14 protein-coding genes are annotated in these 15598 nt (G+C 73.4%); 10 read left to right on the top strand and 4 right to left on the bottom strand.

What is annotated here, in order from left to right:
- Positions 1-23 precede the first annotated feature (23 nt).
- Positions 24-1157, bottom strand: a complete 1134-nt coding sequence (locus OKX07_RS11130) for a LysM peptidoglycan-binding domain-containing protein (protein WP_265628145.1) — start codon at positions 1155-1157, stop codon at positions 24-26.
- 211 nt (positions 1158-1368) lie between these two features.
- On the opposite strand from OKX07_RS11130, the gene OKX07_RS11125 reads away from it, so the two are divergent.
- Positions 1369-1779: an Rv2175c family DNA-binding protein gene (locus OKX07_RS11125; RefSeq protein ID WP_265628144.1), complete on the top strand. Its 411-nt coding sequence runs from the start codon at positions 1369-1371 to the stop codon at positions 1777-1779.
- A 51-nt stretch (positions 1780-1830) separates the two neighbouring features.
- Here OKX07_RS11125 and OKX07_RS11120 read toward each other — a convergent pair whose 3' ends face one another.
- Both OKX07_RS11120 and OKX07_RS11115 read right to left on the bottom strand, forming a co-directional pair.
- Positions 1831-2949, bottom strand: coding sequence for a polyprenyl synthetase family protein (locus tag OKX07_RS11120; protein WP_265628143.1), 1119 nt, complete (start codon positions 2947-2949; stop codon positions 1831-1833).
- Positions 2950-2964: 15 nt separating this feature from the next.
- Positions 2965-3474, bottom strand: coding sequence for a hypothetical protein (locus tag OKX07_RS11115; RefSeq protein WP_265628142.1), 510 nt, complete (start codon positions 3472-3474; stop codon positions 2965-2967).
- A gap of 130 nt (positions 3475-3604) precedes the next feature.
- On the opposite strand from OKX07_RS11115, the gene OKX07_RS11110 reads away from it, so the two are divergent.
- The 3 genes from OKX07_RS11110 to OKX07_RS11100 all read left to right on the top strand — a co-directional run bounded on the left by OKX07_RS11110 (position 3605) and on the right by OKX07_RS11100 (position 7037).
- Entirely contained in the window at positions 3605-4726 is a 1122-nt protein-coding gene (locus tag OKX07_RS11110) for a DUF4192 domain-containing protein (RefSeq protein WP_265628141.1), read from the top strand.
- Between the two features lie 105 nt (positions 4727-4831).
- On the top strand, positions 4832-5224 hold the full coding sequence (locus OKX07_RS11105) for a universal stress protein (protein ID WP_265628140.1): 393 nt from the start codon (positions 4832-4834) through the stop codon (positions 5222-5224).
- A gap of 259 nt (positions 5225-5483) precedes the next feature.
- On the top strand, positions 5484-7037 hold the full coding sequence (locus OKX07_RS11100; RefSeq protein WP_265628139.1) for an RNA polymerase sigma factor: 1554 nt from the start codon (positions 5484-5486) through the stop codon (positions 7035-7037).
- 101 nt (positions 7038-7138) lie between these two features.
- Here OKX07_RS11100 and OKX07_RS11095 read toward each other — a convergent pair whose 3' ends face one another.
- Positions 7139-7369: a hypothetical protein gene (locus OKX07_RS11095; RefSeq protein ID WP_265628138.1), complete on the bottom strand. Its 231-nt coding sequence runs from the start codon at positions 7367-7369 to the stop codon at positions 7139-7141.
- A gap of 260 nt (positions 7370-7629) precedes the next feature.
- Here OKX07_RS11095 and OKX07_RS11090 point away from each other — a divergent pair, with 260 nt between their 5' ends.
- From OKX07_RS11090 to OKX07_RS11065, 6 genes are all read left to right on the top strand, one after another.
- Positions 7630-9771, top strand: a complete 2142-nt coding sequence (locus OKX07_RS11090) for a DNA gyrase/topoisomerase IV subunit B (protein WP_265628137.1) — start codon at positions 7630-7632, stop codon at positions 9769-9771.
- 67 nt (positions 9772-9838) lie between these two features.
- Complete coding sequence (locus OKX07_RS11085) at positions 9839-10864, top strand: GNAT family N-acetyltransferase (RefSeq protein WP_265628136.1); 1026 nt, start codon at positions 9839-9841, stop codon at positions 10862-10864.
- Positions 10865-10937: 73 nt separating this feature from the next.
- Positions 10938-11735 carry an ABC transporter ATP-binding protein gene (locus OKX07_RS11080; protein WP_265628135.1) on the top strand — a complete coding sequence of 266 codons (798 nt, stop codon included), beginning with the start codon at positions 10938-10940 and terminating at the stop codon, positions 11733-11735.
- A 94-nt stretch (positions 11736-11829) separates the two neighbouring features.
- A complete protein-coding gene (locus tag OKX07_RS11075; RefSeq protein WP_265628134.1) occupies positions 11830-12303 on the top strand; it encodes an NfeD family protein in 474 nt (157 codons plus the stop codon).
- Between the two features lie 88 nt (positions 12304-12391).
- Entirely contained in the window at positions 12392-13609 is a 1218-nt protein-coding gene (locus OKX07_RS11070) for an SPFH domain-containing protein (RefSeq protein WP_265628133.1), read from the top strand.
- Positions 13610-13825: 216 nt separating this feature from the next.
- Positions 13826-15571, top strand: a complete 1746-nt coding sequence (locus tag OKX07_RS11065) for an ABC transporter ATP-binding protein (RefSeq protein ID WP_265631903.1) — start codon at positions 13826-13828, stop codon at positions 15569-15571.
- The last annotated feature ends 27 nt before the right edge of the window (positions 15572-15598 follow it).

Genomic DNA, 15598 nt, shown 5'->3' with positions numbered 1-15598 from the left:
CCCGAGATCCGGGGAGCCGCGCGTCAGCCGAAGCGCGTCATCAGGGTCTGCACGTTGGCGACGTACCGGCGCGTGTCGGAGAACATGCCGTTGCGCTGCACCGAGGACGCGCCCTGGTAGTACGACGCGATGGCCGTCGGCAGGTCGCCGGCCGTGCGCACGTGCGAGCGCAGGATCGCGACCCCCGCGACGACGTTGTCGTCGGGGTCCAGCAGGTTCAGCGGACGCCCGACGAGCTGGGAGGCCCACTCGCCCGACGACGGGATGACCTGCATGGTCCCGATCGCGTTGGCGGGGGAGACCGACGTGTGCTCGAAGCCCGACTCCTGGAAGGCCACGGCCTGCGCGAGCGCCGGGTCGACCCCCATCGCCCGGGCGGTCGCCGCGACCTTCGCCTGCATGTCGGCGCGCGACGGCACGCCGGCCGCCAGCAGCGCGGCCTTGTTCTGGTTGGCCGCACCGACCACGTGCGCGGCGTAGGTGCGGCCCGCGAACGTGCTGCCGACGAGCGTGGTGGCCGGTGCGCCGGACGTCGCCCCGGGGATCGTCAGGGTCTGGCCGACGCGGATGGCGGCGCGCGCGTCCAGGCCGTTGGCGGCCACGACGGCGGCGACGGTGGTGCCGTGGCGCGACGCGATGGCGGAGACGGTGTCACCGCCCTGGACCGTGTAGGCGGCGCCGGGGGAGGTCGCCGGGGCGGCGGACGCGGTGGGCCGCGCGCCCCCGGGGATCGTCAGGGTCTGGCCGACGCGGATGAACGCGCGACCGTCGAGCCCGTTGGCCGCCACGACCGCGGCGACCGTGGTGCCGTGCCGTCCCGCGATGCCGGAGACGGTGTCGCCCGAGCGCACCACGTAGGACGCCCCCGACGGTGCCGGCGCGGTCGGTCCAGCGGGCGCGGCCGTCGACAGCCGCAGCACCTGGCCCGCGCGGACGAACGAGGGGTCGGCCAGCGCGTTGTCGGCGGCCAGCCGGGCGACCGTCGTGCCGGTGCGGCGCGCGATCGACGTCAGGGTGTCGCCGTCGCGGACGGTGTAGTCGTCGGCGTGGCCGGCGGTGCCGGTGGCGGCGAGCGCGACGGTCGCGAGAGCGAGCGTCGCGCCCGTCCCGGTCGCGGCGCGCACGACGGTGCGCGGGCGCGGTGAGTTGACGGACATGGCCCCCCCAGGCTGGTCGAGCTGTGGTGGATCGATGGGTCGTGCTGTGGTGGAGCACAGGCGGCGCGGCGCGTCGTGCGGCGTGTCGTCGGTGACGTCTGGTGCTCATGTGACAGGTGTGACAAAAATTGACGCTAGACGAGATCGCCCGGGACCGAAAGCCCGCAGGGCCGATGTCAGCCCTGGCGCGCTCGACCCGTAGGCTGACCGGGTGAGTGCACCCTCGGATCTGGACCAGCTGGTCGGCACGTGGCTGACCGTCCCGGACATCGCAGAGATGCTCGACGTCGACGGGGGCAAGGTGCGCCGCCTCCTGCAGGAGCGCAAGCTCGTCGGCGTCCGGCGGGGGAGCCCGCCGGTGCTCAGCGTGCCGGCGGACCTGCTGGTCCCCGGGCACCTGGCCAACCCGGCCCAGCCCGAGGCTCCCTCGGACGACCGGCCGTGGGCCGTGCTCGCCGCGCTGCAGGGCACGCTGACGGTGCTGGAGGACGACGGCTTCACGGACCACGAGACGATCGAGTGGCTGTTCTCCCCGGAGGAGACCCTGGGGACCACGCCGATCGCCGCGCTGCGTGCGGGGCGCAAGACCGAGGTGCGGAGGGTCGCACAGGCGCTGCTGTAGCCGGTGGGTCGCCCCGTGCCGGTCAGGTGCGGGTCGTGCCCGTCGGACGGCTCAGGCGGCGCGGTCCACCGCGGCGTGCGCGAGCGCGACCAGTGCGCCGCGCGCGGGCTCCGGCCAGGCGCGGGCCGCGATCTGCTCGAAGGTCTGACGGCGCAGGTCGTCGATGAGCTCCTCGACCTCGGCGACGGCCCCGGTCCGCACCAGGAGCTCCGTGAGCACGGCCACCCCCTCGGCGTCGAGATGCGGGTCGCCCACGCGCCGCGTGAGGACGTCCACCGCGTCGGTGTCACCTGCGGCGGTCGCGCGGGCCAGCGCGCGGGCCACCAGGACGGTCCGCTTGCCCTCGCGCAGGTCGTCGCCGGTGGGCTTGCCCGTCGTCGACGGGTCGCCGAGGACGCCCAGGAGGTCGTCCCGCAGCTGGAAGGCCTCACCGAGCGGCAGCCCCACGGCGCGGCAGCCCGCGAGCGCCTCGTCGTCGGCCCCGGCCAGCGCCGCACCGAGGACCAGCGGGTGCTCGACGCTGTAGCGCGCGGCCTTGGTGCGCACGACGTCGCGCGCCCGCCGCTCGTCGTCGGCCGGGTCGCCCCACGGCATGGTCTGCGCGACGAGGTCGAGGTACTGGCCGATCGTCACCTCGGTCCGCATGAGGTCGAACACGGCGCGCGCGGTGCGTGCGACCGGCGCGGGCACCGTGGCCAGCGCGTGCGCCATCTCCTCGTCGCTCGCGACGAGCGCGAGGTCACCGAGCAGGATAGCGACGCCGTCGCCGAAGCGGCGCGGCTCGCCCCGGCGCCCCGCGGCCTGGTGCCGGGTGGCGAAGACCCGGTGCGCCGTGGGGAGCCCGCGGCGCGTGCTCGAGTCGTCCATGACGTCGTCGTGGAACAGCGCCGCCGCCTGGAACAGCTCGAGCGCGGCCCCGGCACGCAGCACGGCCTGCTCGCGCTCGTCCCCGGGCGTCCCGCCGTGCGCGCGCCACGACCAGTAGCAGAAGGCGGCGCGCAGCCGCTTGCCGCCGGTGATCATCCGCTCGACCGCCTCGGCGACGGGCGCCGCGTCCGGGCTGATCGCCAGCGCGGTCTCCCGCAGGTGGGCGACGTGCCGCGTCAGAGCTGCGTCGATCCCGGCGCGCAGGTTCTCACGGTCGACGAGAGAGGTGTGAGAGGTGGGCACACGCCTACCCTAGGGTCACGGTGCGGTGACCGTCCCGCCCAAGGTCATCGTCCGCAGACCGTCCCTGTCGAGGACGCCCACGACGAGGAGCTCGGCCCCCTCCGAACGTGAGAACGTGGCCTGGGCGGCGAGGCCCGCCTCGGGTGCCGGGGGCGCCGACTCGGCGAAGCCGGCGGCGACGAGCGGACCGCGGACCGCGTCCAGCAGGGCGCCCGTCTCCTGACCGGTCCGGACGTTGAGGCTGATGCGCAGCCTGCCGTCCGCCAGTGGCTCGGCCGACGAGACGAGCACCTCGGCGTCCGGCGGCACGGGCACCAGCGCCGCGGGGAAACCCGGTGCGAGCGTGCCGACCGCCGTGTCGTCGTCGATCTCGTCGGTGAGCAGCGTCTCGTCGGGCGTGGCGGCGGCCGCCGCCGCGGACGTGCTGGCCGTGGGCGCGGGCCCCGGCGTGGCGCTGCACCCTGCCATCGCGCCCGCGCAGAGCACCGCGGCGACGGCCAGGGCGGAGGTCGTGGGACGGGGCACGGCGCCAGGGTAGCGGCGCGTCGGCGAGCGGGCGGTCGTGAGCCGACCACAGGTCACCCTCGTGACGCCCTCGCCCACAGTTCCGCCACCCGCACCCCACAGCCGCCGACGCACGCGGTTCGGTGGGCCCATGGAACCCCTCGTCCTCCGGCTCGGCGAGCCCCGTGAGCTGCTCGCCCTCGTCCCGCACCTGCTCGGCTTCCACCCGCAGGACAGCGCCGTCGCGGTCAGCCTGCGAGGGCCCCGCGGGCGTGTGGGCCTCGTCGCCCGCGTCGACCTGGCCGACGTCGCCGACCCCGAGCACGGGCCGCAGGTCGCCCGCTCGCTGGCGACCCACCTCGACCGTGACGGTGCACGTCGCGCCGTCCTGGTCCTGTACGCCGACGCCGTCGACCCGGACCGTGCCGGTCCCGTCGACGCCGCCGCCGCGCACGTCGCAGAGGCCTTCGACGTGCCGTTCGGGGGCGTCGACGTCGTCGTGGTGGGTGACGGCGCGTACCGCTGCCTCGCGTGCGACCCCGACTGCTGCCCACCCGGCGGGCGGCCGCTCAGCGACCTGGAGTCCACCCGCGCCGGCGCCGAGATGGTGCTGGCCGGTTCGGTCGTGGCGCCGGGCCGCGAGTCGCTCGGGAGGGTGGCCACCGCGCCGATCGCCGCCCGTCGCGCCGTGGCGCGCGTCCGCCGTCGTCGGACCGACGCGGCGGTGCGGGCCCACGCCCACGGCGCCGCCGCCGTGGCCCGCTGGCGCGGCGAGTCGCTCGCGGCCTGGCGTGCGCTCCTCACCGCCCCGCCGGGCACGGACGACGGCCCGGTCACCCGGATCGCGCTGCTGGGGCGCGTCGAGGCCGGGCTGGTCGACCGTCGGGTGCGCGACGCGATGCTCGTGGCGATCCTGCCGGGCGCCGACTCCCTGCCGGAGCGTGCGCTCGCGCACGCGGGCCCCGCGGAGGACGCCGAGCTGCGTGACGCGATCTCCCTGCTCGTGGACCCGGTCACCGGCGCCCCGCCGGACGACGCCGCCCGGCGGGCGCAGGCCGCCCTCGACGACGTCGTCGCACACGGACGTCGCGGAGCGCAGGCCCCGGCGTCGACCCTGCTCGCCACCGTCGCGTGGTGGCAGGGCGACGGTGCGCGCGCGGCGGTGCTGCTCGACCGCGCGCTGGGTGACGACCCGGCGTACCGCCTGGCCCACCTCCTGCGCGGCGCCCTCGACGCCGGGCTCGCCCCCGGCTGGGCGCGGCGGCACCCGTGAGCGACCCGCAGGGCCCACTCGCACGACCGCCGAGGTCGTCGCGCGTGCCGCGCTCCGGTAGCGTCGCGCACGAGGCCACCCCCGGGGCCAGGAGGAGGAGCGACGATGGGAATCGTGGTCGGCTACCTGGCGACCCCGGAGGGGCACGCCGCGCTCGACGCCGCCGTCACGGAGGCGCGTCGCAGGTCCGTGCCCGTCGTGGTCGTGCTCAGCGTGCGTCCGGACGAGCCGGTGGAGCGGCGCGCCCAGACCGAGGCGGACCTCGGGAAGGTGCGCGACGACCTCGACGCGCTCGGCGTCGCGCACGACGTCCGCCTGCTGGACGGTGGCGACGTCGCGGACGACCTCATCAGCACCGCGGAGGAGGTCGGGGCCCAGCTCATCGTGCTCGGCCTGCGTCGCCGCAGCCCTGTGGGCAAGCTCATCCTCGGGTCCAACGCGCAGCGGGTCCTGTTCGACGCCCCGTGCCCCGTGCTGACGGTCAAGCCCACGGGCTGACGCCCACCTGCACCGCCTTCGTCGGGTCGTCCCGACGTCCCGTGGCGCTCGCACGACGCGCCCGGGTGCCCGACGACGGGAATGTCGCCGCGCCCCGGGGCGTTGCAGCAGGTCGACCCCCGAGGGCTGGAGACGCGCCGCATGCGGCGCGCATGGCTTCACGCGCGGCACCCCTCCATCGGTCGGTACAATATCCGTCTGTCTCCCGGTCCTTCGGACTCTCCTCGGTTCCGGTTGCCGCGCTGACGAAAGGTCGTTCGTGACGTCCCAGACCCCCCACCCCGCCCTTCCGCGCGAGTTCCAGCACCCTGCGCTGCAGGAGCTGGTCATGCGCGGGCGGACCCACGGCAGCGTCGACACCGCGTCGGTGCGTGCCGCCTGCGAGGCCGCCGGCGTCGAGGACCCCAAGCGGCTGCGCGCGGTCGTCCGCGGGCTCGGCACCGCCGGCGTCGACGTCAACGACCTCGGGAACGCCGGCCGGGCGGTCGCCGCGACGAGCGCGAAGTCGCGTCCCGCCGCCAAGGCGTCCGTCGTCGACGGTGCCCCCACCCCCGCGAAGCCGGCCCGGGCCGCTGCCAAGACGACGGCCGCCAAGCCGGCCGCCAAGGCCGCCGCCGCGAAGGCCGCGCCTGCCACGGCGTCGACGGACGAGACCGCTGACGACGTGGACGACGCCGACGTCGACGTCGACGTGGCCGAGCTCGTGGACGTCGAGACGCCCGAGGTCGTGGACGTCGCCGACGTCGTCGAGGTCGAGACGGACGACACCGAGGAGGACGGCGACGAGACGGTCGCCAAGCCCGCGGTCGTGAAGAAGGAGGACGAGCCCGAGGACACGGGCTTCGTGTACTCCGACGCCGACGACGACGACGCGCCTGCCCAGCAGGTCGTGACGGCCGGTGCCACAGCGGACCCCGTCAAGGACTACCTCAAGCAGATCGGCAAGGTCGCGCTGCTGAACGCCGAGCAGGAGGTCGAGCTCGCCAAGCGGATCGAGGCCGGCCTGTTCGCGGACGAGAAGCTCGCGGAGATCCGCGACACGCTCGAGCCGAAGATGCGTCGCGAGCTCGAGTGGATCGCCCAGGACGGCCGTCGTGCCAAGAACCACCTCCTCGAGGCGAACCTGCGGCTCGTCGTCTCCCTCGCCAAGCGCTACACCGGTCGCGGCATGCTCTTCCTGGACCTCATCCAGGAGGGCAACCTCGGTCTGATCCGCGCGGTCGAGAAGTTCGACTACACCAAGGGCTACAAGTTCTCGACGTACGCCACCTGGTGGATCCGGCAGGCGATCACCCGAGCGATGGCCGACCAGGCCCGCACCATCCGCATCCCGGTGCACATGGTCGAGGTCATCAACAAGCTCGCGCGCGTGCAGCGCCAGATGCTCCAGGACCTGGGCCGCGAGCCCACGCCGGAGGAGCTGGCCAAGGAGCTCGACATGACGCCCGAGAAGGTCGTCGAGGTCCAGAAGTACGGCCGTGAGCCCATCTCCCTGCACACGCCACTCGGTGAGGACGGTGACAGCGAGTTCGGCGACCTCATCGAGGACTCCGAGGCCGTCGTCCCCGCGGACGCCGTCAGCTTCACGCTGCTCCAGGAGCAGCTGCACCAGGTGCTCGACACGCTCTCCGAGCGTGAGGCCGGCGTCGTGTCCATGCGGTTCGGCCTCACCGACGGCCAGCCCAAGACCCTCGACGAGATCGGCAAGGTCTACGGCGTCACGCGCGAGCGCATCCGCCAGATCGAGTCCAAGACGATGTCGAAGCTGCGGCACCCGTCGCGCTCCCAGGTCCTGCGGGACTACCTGGACTGAGTGGTTCCGCACCCGCGAGTGCGGCAGCACCACCTGCGAGATCGACGAAGGCCCCGGACCAGGTGGTCCGGGGCCTTCGTCGATCGTCCTGTGCGGCGGTGTCAGCCGGCCGCCCCGGCGCCGGCGCCGTGCTCGGCCAGCAACCGATCCGTCTCGTCCTGCACGTGCGTCGCGACGGTGGCGAACTTCGGTGCGTGCTCGCGCGCGTGGTGCGCGCAGAACAGCAGCTCACCGACCGGGAGCACGACACGGACATAGGCCTGCGCGTTGCAGCGGTCGCAGCGGTCTGCGGCCGTCAGCGGGGTCGTGGGTTCGATCGTCGTCCCTGTCACCTCTCCATAGAACCATCCGCCTTGGTGATCCACGTCATCGGGAAGGGGTGGTTCGCTCTCTGCGTACAAGATCGTGACACGGCGTCACGAGATCGTGATCGGGGAGTGTCTCGACGGGGGAGCACGTCACACGAACGACACGTGTCGACCACCGTCACCCTGCCGCGTGACCGGCCGACACGTCGAGGAGGCCACGGTCCGGCCGGCTCCGCGGCATGGCGACCACGGCCCTGTCGGTCCGCCCGGATACGATCGGCGCCGTGACCACGACCTCCGCCCAGGCCGGCTACACCGCGCGGCACCTGTCGGTGCTCGAGGGTCTCGAGGCCGTGCGCAAGCGCCCCGGGATGTACATCGGCACCACGGACAGCCGCGGGCTGATGCACTGCCTGTGGGAGATCATCGACAACTCGGTCGACGAGGCGCTCGGTGGCCACGGCGACCGCATCGAGGTCGTCCTGCACGCGGACTCCTCGGTCGAGGTGCGCGACAACGGACGCGGCATCCCCGTCGACGTCGAGCCCAAGACGGGCCTGACGGGCGTCGAGGTCGTCCTCACCAAGCTCCACGCGGGCGGCAAGTTCGGCGGCGGCTCGTACGCGGCGTCGGGCGGCCTGCACGGCGTGGGCGCGTCCGTCGTCAACGCGCTGTCCGCGCGCCTCGACGTCGAGGTCGACCGCGGTGGTCGTACGTACCGGATGACGTTCCACCGCGGGGAGCCCGGCGAGTTCGACGACCGCGCGGGCGTGAGCCCGGAGTCGCCGTTCGAGCCGTTCGTCCAGGGGTCCGAGCTCACGGTCGTCGGCAAGGTCGCCAAGGGCGTGACGGGCACCCGCGTGCGGTACTGGGCGGACCGGCAGATCTTCCCCAAGGGCGCGGTCTTCGCCTACGACGAGCTGGTGACCCGGGCGCGGCAGACGAGCTTCCTGGTGCCCGGCCTGGCGATCACGGTGCGCGACGAGCGCGGCGTGGCCGGGACGCCGGGTGAGCACGGACCGCACGAGGAGACGTTCCTGCACACCGGGGGCGTCGTCGACTTCGTGGAGCACCTGGCCCCCGACGCCGCCGTGACGGACACCTGGCACCTGACGGGCGAGGGCACGTTCACCGAGACCGTCCCGGTGCTCGACGACCGGGGGCACATGTCCCCGCAGGAGGTCTCGCGCACGTGCGAGGTCGACGTCGCGGTGCGGTGGGGCACGGGCTACGCGACCGAGGTGCGCAGCTTCGTCAACATCATCTCGACGCCCAAGGGCGGCACGCACCTCGCGGGCTTCGAGGCGGGGCTGCTCAAGACCGTCCGTGCGCAGGTGGCCGCGAACGCCCGCCGCCTGAAGTTCTCCGTCAAGGACTCGTCGGCCGAGCGGGTCGAGAAGGAGGACGTGCTCGCGGGTCTCACGGCCGTGGTCACGGTCCGGCTCGCCGAGCCGCAGTTCGAGGGCCAGACCAAGGAGGTCCTCGGCACGGGTCCCGTGCGCGGGATCGTCGCGCGCGTCGTCGAGCAGCAGCTCACGGCGATCTTCGGCTCGTCGAAGCGCGACGAGAAGGCGCACTCCGCGCTGCTGCTCGACAAGGTCGTCGGGGAGATGCGGGCACGGGTGTCGGCCCGCAAGCAGAAGGAGATCTCCCGCCGCAAGAACGCGCTCGAGTCGTCGTCGCTGCCGGCCAAGCTCGCCGACTGCCGCATCGACGACGTCGCGCGCAGCGAGCTGTTCATCGTCGAGGGCGACAGCGCGCTGGGCACGGCCAAGCTCGCGCGCAGCTCCGACTTCCAGGCGCTGCTGCCCATCCGCGGCAAGATCCTCAACGTCCAGAAGGCGTCGGTCGGCGACATGCTGAAGAACGCCGAGTGCGCCGCGATCATCCAGGTGCTCGGCGCGGGGTCGGGTCGCACGTTCGACCTCGAGGCGGCGCGCTACGGCAAGATCGTGCTGATGACGGACGCCGACGTGGACGGTGCGCACATCCGCACGCTGCTGCTCACGCTGTTCTTCCGGTACATGCGCCCGCTCGTCGACGCGGGGCGGGTGTACGCGGCGGTACCGCCGCTGCACCGGATCGAGGTCATCGGCGCCGGCTCCCGCAAGAACGAGTACGTGTACACGTACTCCGAGGTCGAGCTGGCGACGACCCTGAAGAAGCTCGACCGGTCGGGCCGGCGCTACAAGGACGACATCCAGCGCTACAAGGGGCTGGGGGAGATGGACGCCGACCAGCTCGCCGAGACGACGATGGACCCGCGCCACCGCACGCTGCGCCGGGTCCGCGTCGGCGAGGCCGAGCACGCCGCCGCGCACGTCGAGAAGGTGTTCGAGCTGCTGATGGGCTCCGACGTCGCCCCGCGCAAGGACTTCATCGTCGCCAACGCTCACTCCCTGGACCAGTCGCGCATCGACGCCTGACGGCACGGCGGCCTGCCACGCGCAGAACAGCTGGCCAGGCGCCGACGACCACGCCAGGCTGTCGACCATGACCGACACGACCACGCCTCTGGCCGTCCGCGCCGCGCCGCCCGCGCAGGTCCCGCTGCCCGCGTCGGACCGGGGACTGACGTGGCGCCCGGCGACCCTGGACGACGCCGACGCCCTGGCGTCGCTGAACGTCCGGTCGCAGGAGGCTGACGCGCTGCCGTTCCGCACCTCGGCCCCCGAGGTCACCGAGGAGCTCGAGGGGGAGTGGCGCGACCTGCGGCTCGACACCCTCGTCGGGCTCGACGTCGACGGCGTGCCGCGGGCCTGGGCGCAGGTCGACACGGCCCCGGGGGACGAGCGCGTCGTGCGCGCGTTCGTCGAGGGCACGGTCGATCCCGCCTGGCGGGGACGCGGCATCGGCACCGCGCTCGTGGCGTGGTCGCAGGCGCGCGCCCGCCAGCTGCTCGCGGCGTCGGGCAAGGAGCTGCCTGCCCGCATCGCCACGTACTGCGACGACGCGACGCCCGAGGTGGCGCAGGTCTACCGCGCCGCGGGGTTCGCGCCCATCCGCTACTACACGCACATGCGACGCCCGCTCGACGTGCCGCTACCCGACGTGCCGTCGATCGACGGGCTGCGCGTCGTGCCGTGGACGCCGGAGCTCGACGACGCCGTGCGGCTCGCCCACAACGAGGTGTTCGCCGACCACTGGGGCTCCGAGCCGCGCACGCCCGAGCAGTGGCAGCAGGCGCGCTCGATGTTCGCCCCGACGTGGTCGTTCGCGGCCCTCGACGACGCCGACCGGGTCGTCGGGTACGCCGTGTCCAGCCGCTTCGAGCAGGACTGGCCGGCCGCGGGGTACACGTCCGGCTACACCGACCTGCTGGGCGTGCGACGCGAGTGGCGTGGCCGACGTGTTGCGGTGGCGCTGCTGGTCCGCGTCATGCGCGCGTACGCCGACGACGAGATGGCGTACGCCGAGCTCGAGGTCGACACGGCGAACCCCTCCGGCGCGCACGGCCTGTACGCCGCGCTGGGCTACGAGGTGGCGCACTCCTCCACGATGCTGTCGATAGAGCTGTGACGTCCGTGCGGGTGGGGCCGGATCGGGCCGTCCCGGCATGTCGCGTGCCCGCGGACGGTTAGGGTCTGTGCCCATGACCGACGTGCTCGACCTGCAGGACGTGACGATCCGCCGGGGGGCGACGACGATCCTGGAGTCGCTGTCGTGGCAGGTGCGCGAGGGCGACCGCTGGGTGGTGCTCGGCCGCAACGGTGCGGGCAAGACGACCCTGTTGCAGGTGGCGGCGGGGCGCATGCACCCCACGTCCGGGACGGCCGATCTGCTCGGGGCGCGCCTGGGTGCGACCGACGTCGCCGAGCTCCGGCCGCGGATCGGGCTCGCGAGCGCCGCGCTCGCCGACCGGATCCCGTCGGGGGAGACGGTGCGTGACGTCGTGCTGACGGCCGCGTACGGCGTGACGGGGCGGTGGCGCGAGACGTACGAGACGGTCGACGAGTCGCGTGCGTCCGACCTGCTGGCCGCGTTCGGCGTCGGGCACCTGGCCGAGCGCTGGTTCGGCACCCTGTCCGAGGGGGAGCGCAAGCGGGTGCAGATCGCACGCTCGTTGATGAGCGACCCCGAGCTGCTGCTGCTGGACGAGCCGGCCGCCGGCCTGGACCTGGGAGGGCGTGAGGAGCTCGTCGGCGCCCTGGCGGAGCTCGCGCGCGACCGTCGCTCGCCCGCGCTGGTGCTGGTGACGCACCACGTCGAGGAGATCCCGCCGGGGTTCACCCACCTGCTCCTGCTGCGCGCCGGGCAGGTGTTCGCGTCCGGGCCGATCGGCGAGGTGCTCACCGAGGAGAACCTGTCCGGCACGTTCGACCTCCCGCTGCGCCTCGACGACACCGACGGCCGGTGGTCGGCGCACGCCACGGACCGACCCGCGCGCTGATCGTCGCCGAGCCGGTACCACTCGACCCATCGGATCGCAAAGCGATCACATAGGATCGGTTGACGGAGAACGGCGAGCAGCGGAGGTGGCGGGCATGGGATGGCTCTGGTGGGTCGGGGGAGCCCTGACGTTGGGCATCCTGGAGATGATCTCGCTGGACCTGGTCCTCATCATGTTCGCCGGCGGTGCCCTGGCAGGCGGGTTGGCCTACGCGCTGGGTGCCCCCGTGGCCGTGCAGATCCTCGTCGCGGCGGCGACGTCCGTCATCCTGCTCGCGACGCTGCGGCCCTGGCTGCTGCGCCACCTGCGGGGACGTGGACCGCTGCCGGAGACCAACGCCGCAGCGCTGGTCGGCCGCGACGCGGTCGTCGTCTCGATGGTGGACGGCACGGCCGGTCGCGTGAAGCTCGCCGGCGAGGTGTGGAGCGCACGCACCGCCGACGGCGGCTCGTTGCCCCCGGGGAGCGCGGTCACCGTGACGAAGATCGACGGGGCGACCGCGGTCGTCAGCCCTGCCACGGCGACGGCGCCGGGCGACACGACGGCCCCCGGTGTGGCACCCGCCTGACGCGCACGACGCACGACCGAACGACCGACCCGGGCTCCCGGGTCACCCCTGGCCGCCCCGCGGGGCGGCACGACCCGCGGAGGTTCCATTGAACGACGGCCCCGGTGCCGGCCAGATCGCGCTGATCCTCGTCCTCGTCCTCGTGCTGATCTTCGTCGTCGTCGCCCTGGTGCGCGCGGTGCGGATCGTCCCGCAGGCGGTGGCGATCATCGTCGAGCGGCTCGGCCGGTACAACAAGACGCTGGACGCGGGTCTGCACCTGCTGATCCCGTTCGTCGACCGCGTGCGAGCGAGCGTGGACCTGCGTGAGCAGGTCGTGTCGTTCCCCCCGCAGCCGGTCATCACGTCCGACAACCTCGTGGTCAGCATCGACACCGTCATCTACTTCCAGGTGACGTCGCCCAAGGACGCGGTCTACGAGATCGCGAACTACATCACGGGCATCGAGCAGCTGACCGTCACGACGCTGCGTAACGTCATCGGGTCCATGGACCTCGAGCAGACGCTCACCAGCCGTGACCAGATCAACGGCCAGCTGCGCGGCGTCCTCGACGAGGCGACCGGCAAGTGGGGGATCCGCGTCAACCGCGTCGAGCTCAAGGCGATCGACCCGCCCGCCTCGGTGCAGGGTTCGATGGAGCAGCAGATGCGCGCCGAGCGGGACCGTCGCGCCGCGATCCTCACGGCCGAGGGCGTCAAGCAGTCCGCGATCCTCACGGCCGAGGGCGAGAAGCAGTCGGCGATCCTGCGGGCCGAGGGTGAGGCGCAGTCCGCCATCCTGCGGGCCGAGGGTGAGGCGCGCGCGATCCTCCAGGTGTTCGACGCGGTCCACCGCGGCGACGCCGACCCCAAGCTGCTGGCGTACCAGTACCTGCAGACGCTGCCGAAGATCGCCGCGAGCCCGTCGAACAAGATGTGGTTCCTGCCGGCCGAGCTCAGCGGTGCGCTGGGCTGGATGGCCAAGGGCTTCCAGGGCGGCGGCGACGGTCCGGACTACCCGACACGTCCTGCCGGGAGCTCGCCGATCGCCGAGGGCGAGCTGCCGCCGGTGTCACTGACCGACCCGAGCGAGGCGCTGGCCGAGGCCCGTCGCGAGTCCGCGGCCGCGACGGCCGACGCGACGAGCGCCGGCACGCTCACCGGGGTGCCGTTCGACCCGGGCGCCGAGCGCGGGCAGCGTCCCGGTACGGGTCACGCCGCACCGCAGCAGCCGGCGTACGGGACCCCGGCCGTGGCACCGCGCCCGCTCCCGCAGGACGCACCCCCGCAGGACGAGCCGAGGCCGCCTGCGCAGCCCGCTCCCTGAGCGGACGTCCACCACGACGCCGGTGCCCCGCAGGGGGTGCCGGCGTCGTGCCGTCCGCCCGGCGCAGCACCCGCCGTGTCCGCCCACCGCGGAATGGTGCTGCGCAGGGCCCCGGTACGCGGCATCGTGTACCTGCTGCTGCACGGCCTGCTCGTGCGGGACCGCCCCCGCGTCCGCCCGGGTCGGCCGCCCGCCGCCACGGAAGGGCTCGGAACCATGCTCGTACGACTGCTCCGGGAGCATCTGCGCCCGTACCGGGGCGCCGTCACCGCCGTGCTCGTCCTGCAGCTCGTGCAGGTCATCGCGACCCTGTGGCTCCCGAGCCTCAACGCCGACATCATCGACGACGGCGTCGCGCAGGGCGACACCGCGACGATCTGGCGGCTCGGCGGGGTGATGCTCGCGATCAGCCTCGTGCAGGTCGTCGCGTCGGTCGCAGCGGTGTGGTTCGGTGCGCGCGCGGCGATGGCGTTCGGGCGGGACGTGCGGGCGCGGCTGTTCGACCAGGTGCAGTCCTTCTCGCAGCAGGAGATGGGCACGTTCGGTGCGCCGACCCTCATCACGCGCACGACGAACGACGTGCAGCAGGTGCAGATGGTCGTGTTCATGACGTTCGTGTTCCTCGTGATGGCGCCGCTCATGCTCGTCGGCGGCGTGGTGATGTCGCTGCGCGAGGACGTCGGCCTGTCGGGCCTGCTGCTCGTGATCGTGCCGGTCCTGGCCGTCATCATCGGGCTGATCGTGTCGCGGATGGTGCCGTGGTTCCGGCAGATGCAGCAGCGGATCGACGCGGTGAACCGGGTCATGCGCGAGCAGCTCGCCGGGGTCCGCGTGGTCCGGGCGTTCGTCCGCGAGCGGTACGAGGCAGCCCGATTCGAGGTCGCCAACGAGAACCTGTACACGGCGTCGTTGCGTGCGGGCCTGCTGTTCGCCCTGATGTTCCCGGTGGTCATGCTGGTGATGAACGTCTCGAGCGTCTCGGTCGTGTGGTTCGGTGCCCGTCGCGTCGACGCCGGCGAGATGCAGATCGGCTCGCTCATCGCGTTCCTCAGCTACATCATGTTCGTCCTCATGGCCGTGATGATGAGCTCGATGATGGTCGTCATGGTGCCGCGCGCGATGGTGTCGGCCGACCGCATCGGCGAGGTCCTCGACACCGGGACGACCGTCGTGCCGCCGGCGCAGCCCGTCGCGTTCCCGTCCGGTCCGGACGCGCGTCCCGGCGTGCTCGAGGTGCGCGGCGTCGAGTTCCGGTACCCGGGGGCGGAGCACGCGGTCCTGCAGGACGTGTCGTTCGTCGCCGAGCCCGGCCGCACGACCGCCGTCATCGGGTCGACCGGCTCGGGCAAGACGACGCTGCTGCACCTCGTGCCGCGGCTGTACGACGTGACCGGGGGGCAGGTGCTCGTCGACGGGGTCGACGTCCGGGACGCGGACCCGATCGCGCTCGGCTCCCTCATCGGGTTCGTGCCGCAGCGCCCCTACCTGTTCACGGGGACCGTGCGGAGCAACCTGGAGTTCGGTCGACCGGACGCGAGCGACGAGGACCTGTGGCACGCGCTCGACGTCGCCCAGGCGCGCGACTTCGTCGAGGCGCTGCCCGAGCAGCTCGACGCGCCGATCGCGCAGGGCGGGACCAACCTGTCCGGTGGGCAGCGCCAACGCCTCGCGATCGCGCGGGCCCTGGTGCGTCGGCCCAGCATCTACCTGTTCGACGACTCGTTCTCGGCGCTCGACTACGCCACCGACGCCGCGCTGCGTGCCGCGCTGGCGCCCGAGACGCGCGACGCGACGGTCGTCGTGGTCGCGCAGCGGGTCGCGACGATCCGGCACGCCGATCGCATCCTCGTGCTCGACGAGGGGCGTGTCGTCGGCGACGGCACCCACGAGGAGCTCCTGGCGTCGAACGAGACGTACCAGGAGATCGTGTACTCCCAGCTGAGCGCGCAGGAGGCGGCGTGAGCACCACGACCCGGCCCGGACGTCCTC

It is taken from the genome of Cellulomonas sp. S1-8 (assembly GCF_026184235.1).
Taxonomy (GTDB): Bacteria; Actinomycetota; Actinomycetes; order Actinomycetales; family Cellulomonadaceae; genus Cellulomonas.
This window is presented reverse-complemented; position numbering and strand designations above follow the sequence as displayed.

Coding starts and splice junctions, on each gene's coding strand:
- OKX07_RS11110 (WP_265628141.1), top strand. CDS start 3,605: ATGGAACCCCTCGTCCTCCGGCTCGGCGAGCCCCGTGAGCTGCTCGCC.
- OKX07_RS11085 (WP_265628136.1), top strand. CDS start 9,839: ATGACCGACACGACCACGCCTCTGGCCGTCCGCGCCGCGCCGCCCGCG.
- OKX07_RS11065 (WP_265631903.1), top strand. CDS start 13,826: ATGCTCGTACGACTGCTCCGGGAGCATCTGCGCCCGTACCGGGGCGCC.
- OKX07_RS11080 (WP_265628135.1), top strand. CDS start 10,938: ATGACCGACGTGCTCGACCTGCAGGACGTGACGATCCGCCGGGGGGCG.
- OKX07_RS11130 (WP_265628145.1), bottom strand. CDS start 1,157: ATGTCCGTCAACTCACCGCGCCCGCGCACCGTCGTGCGCGCCGCGACC.
- OKX07_RS11105 (WP_265628140.1), top strand. CDS start 4,832: ATGGGAATCGTGGTCGGCTACCTGGCGACCCCGGAGGGGCACGCCGCG.
- OKX07_RS11075 (WP_265628134.1), top strand. CDS start 11,830: ATGGGATGGCTCTGGTGGGTCGGGGGAGCCCTGACGTTGGGCATCCTG.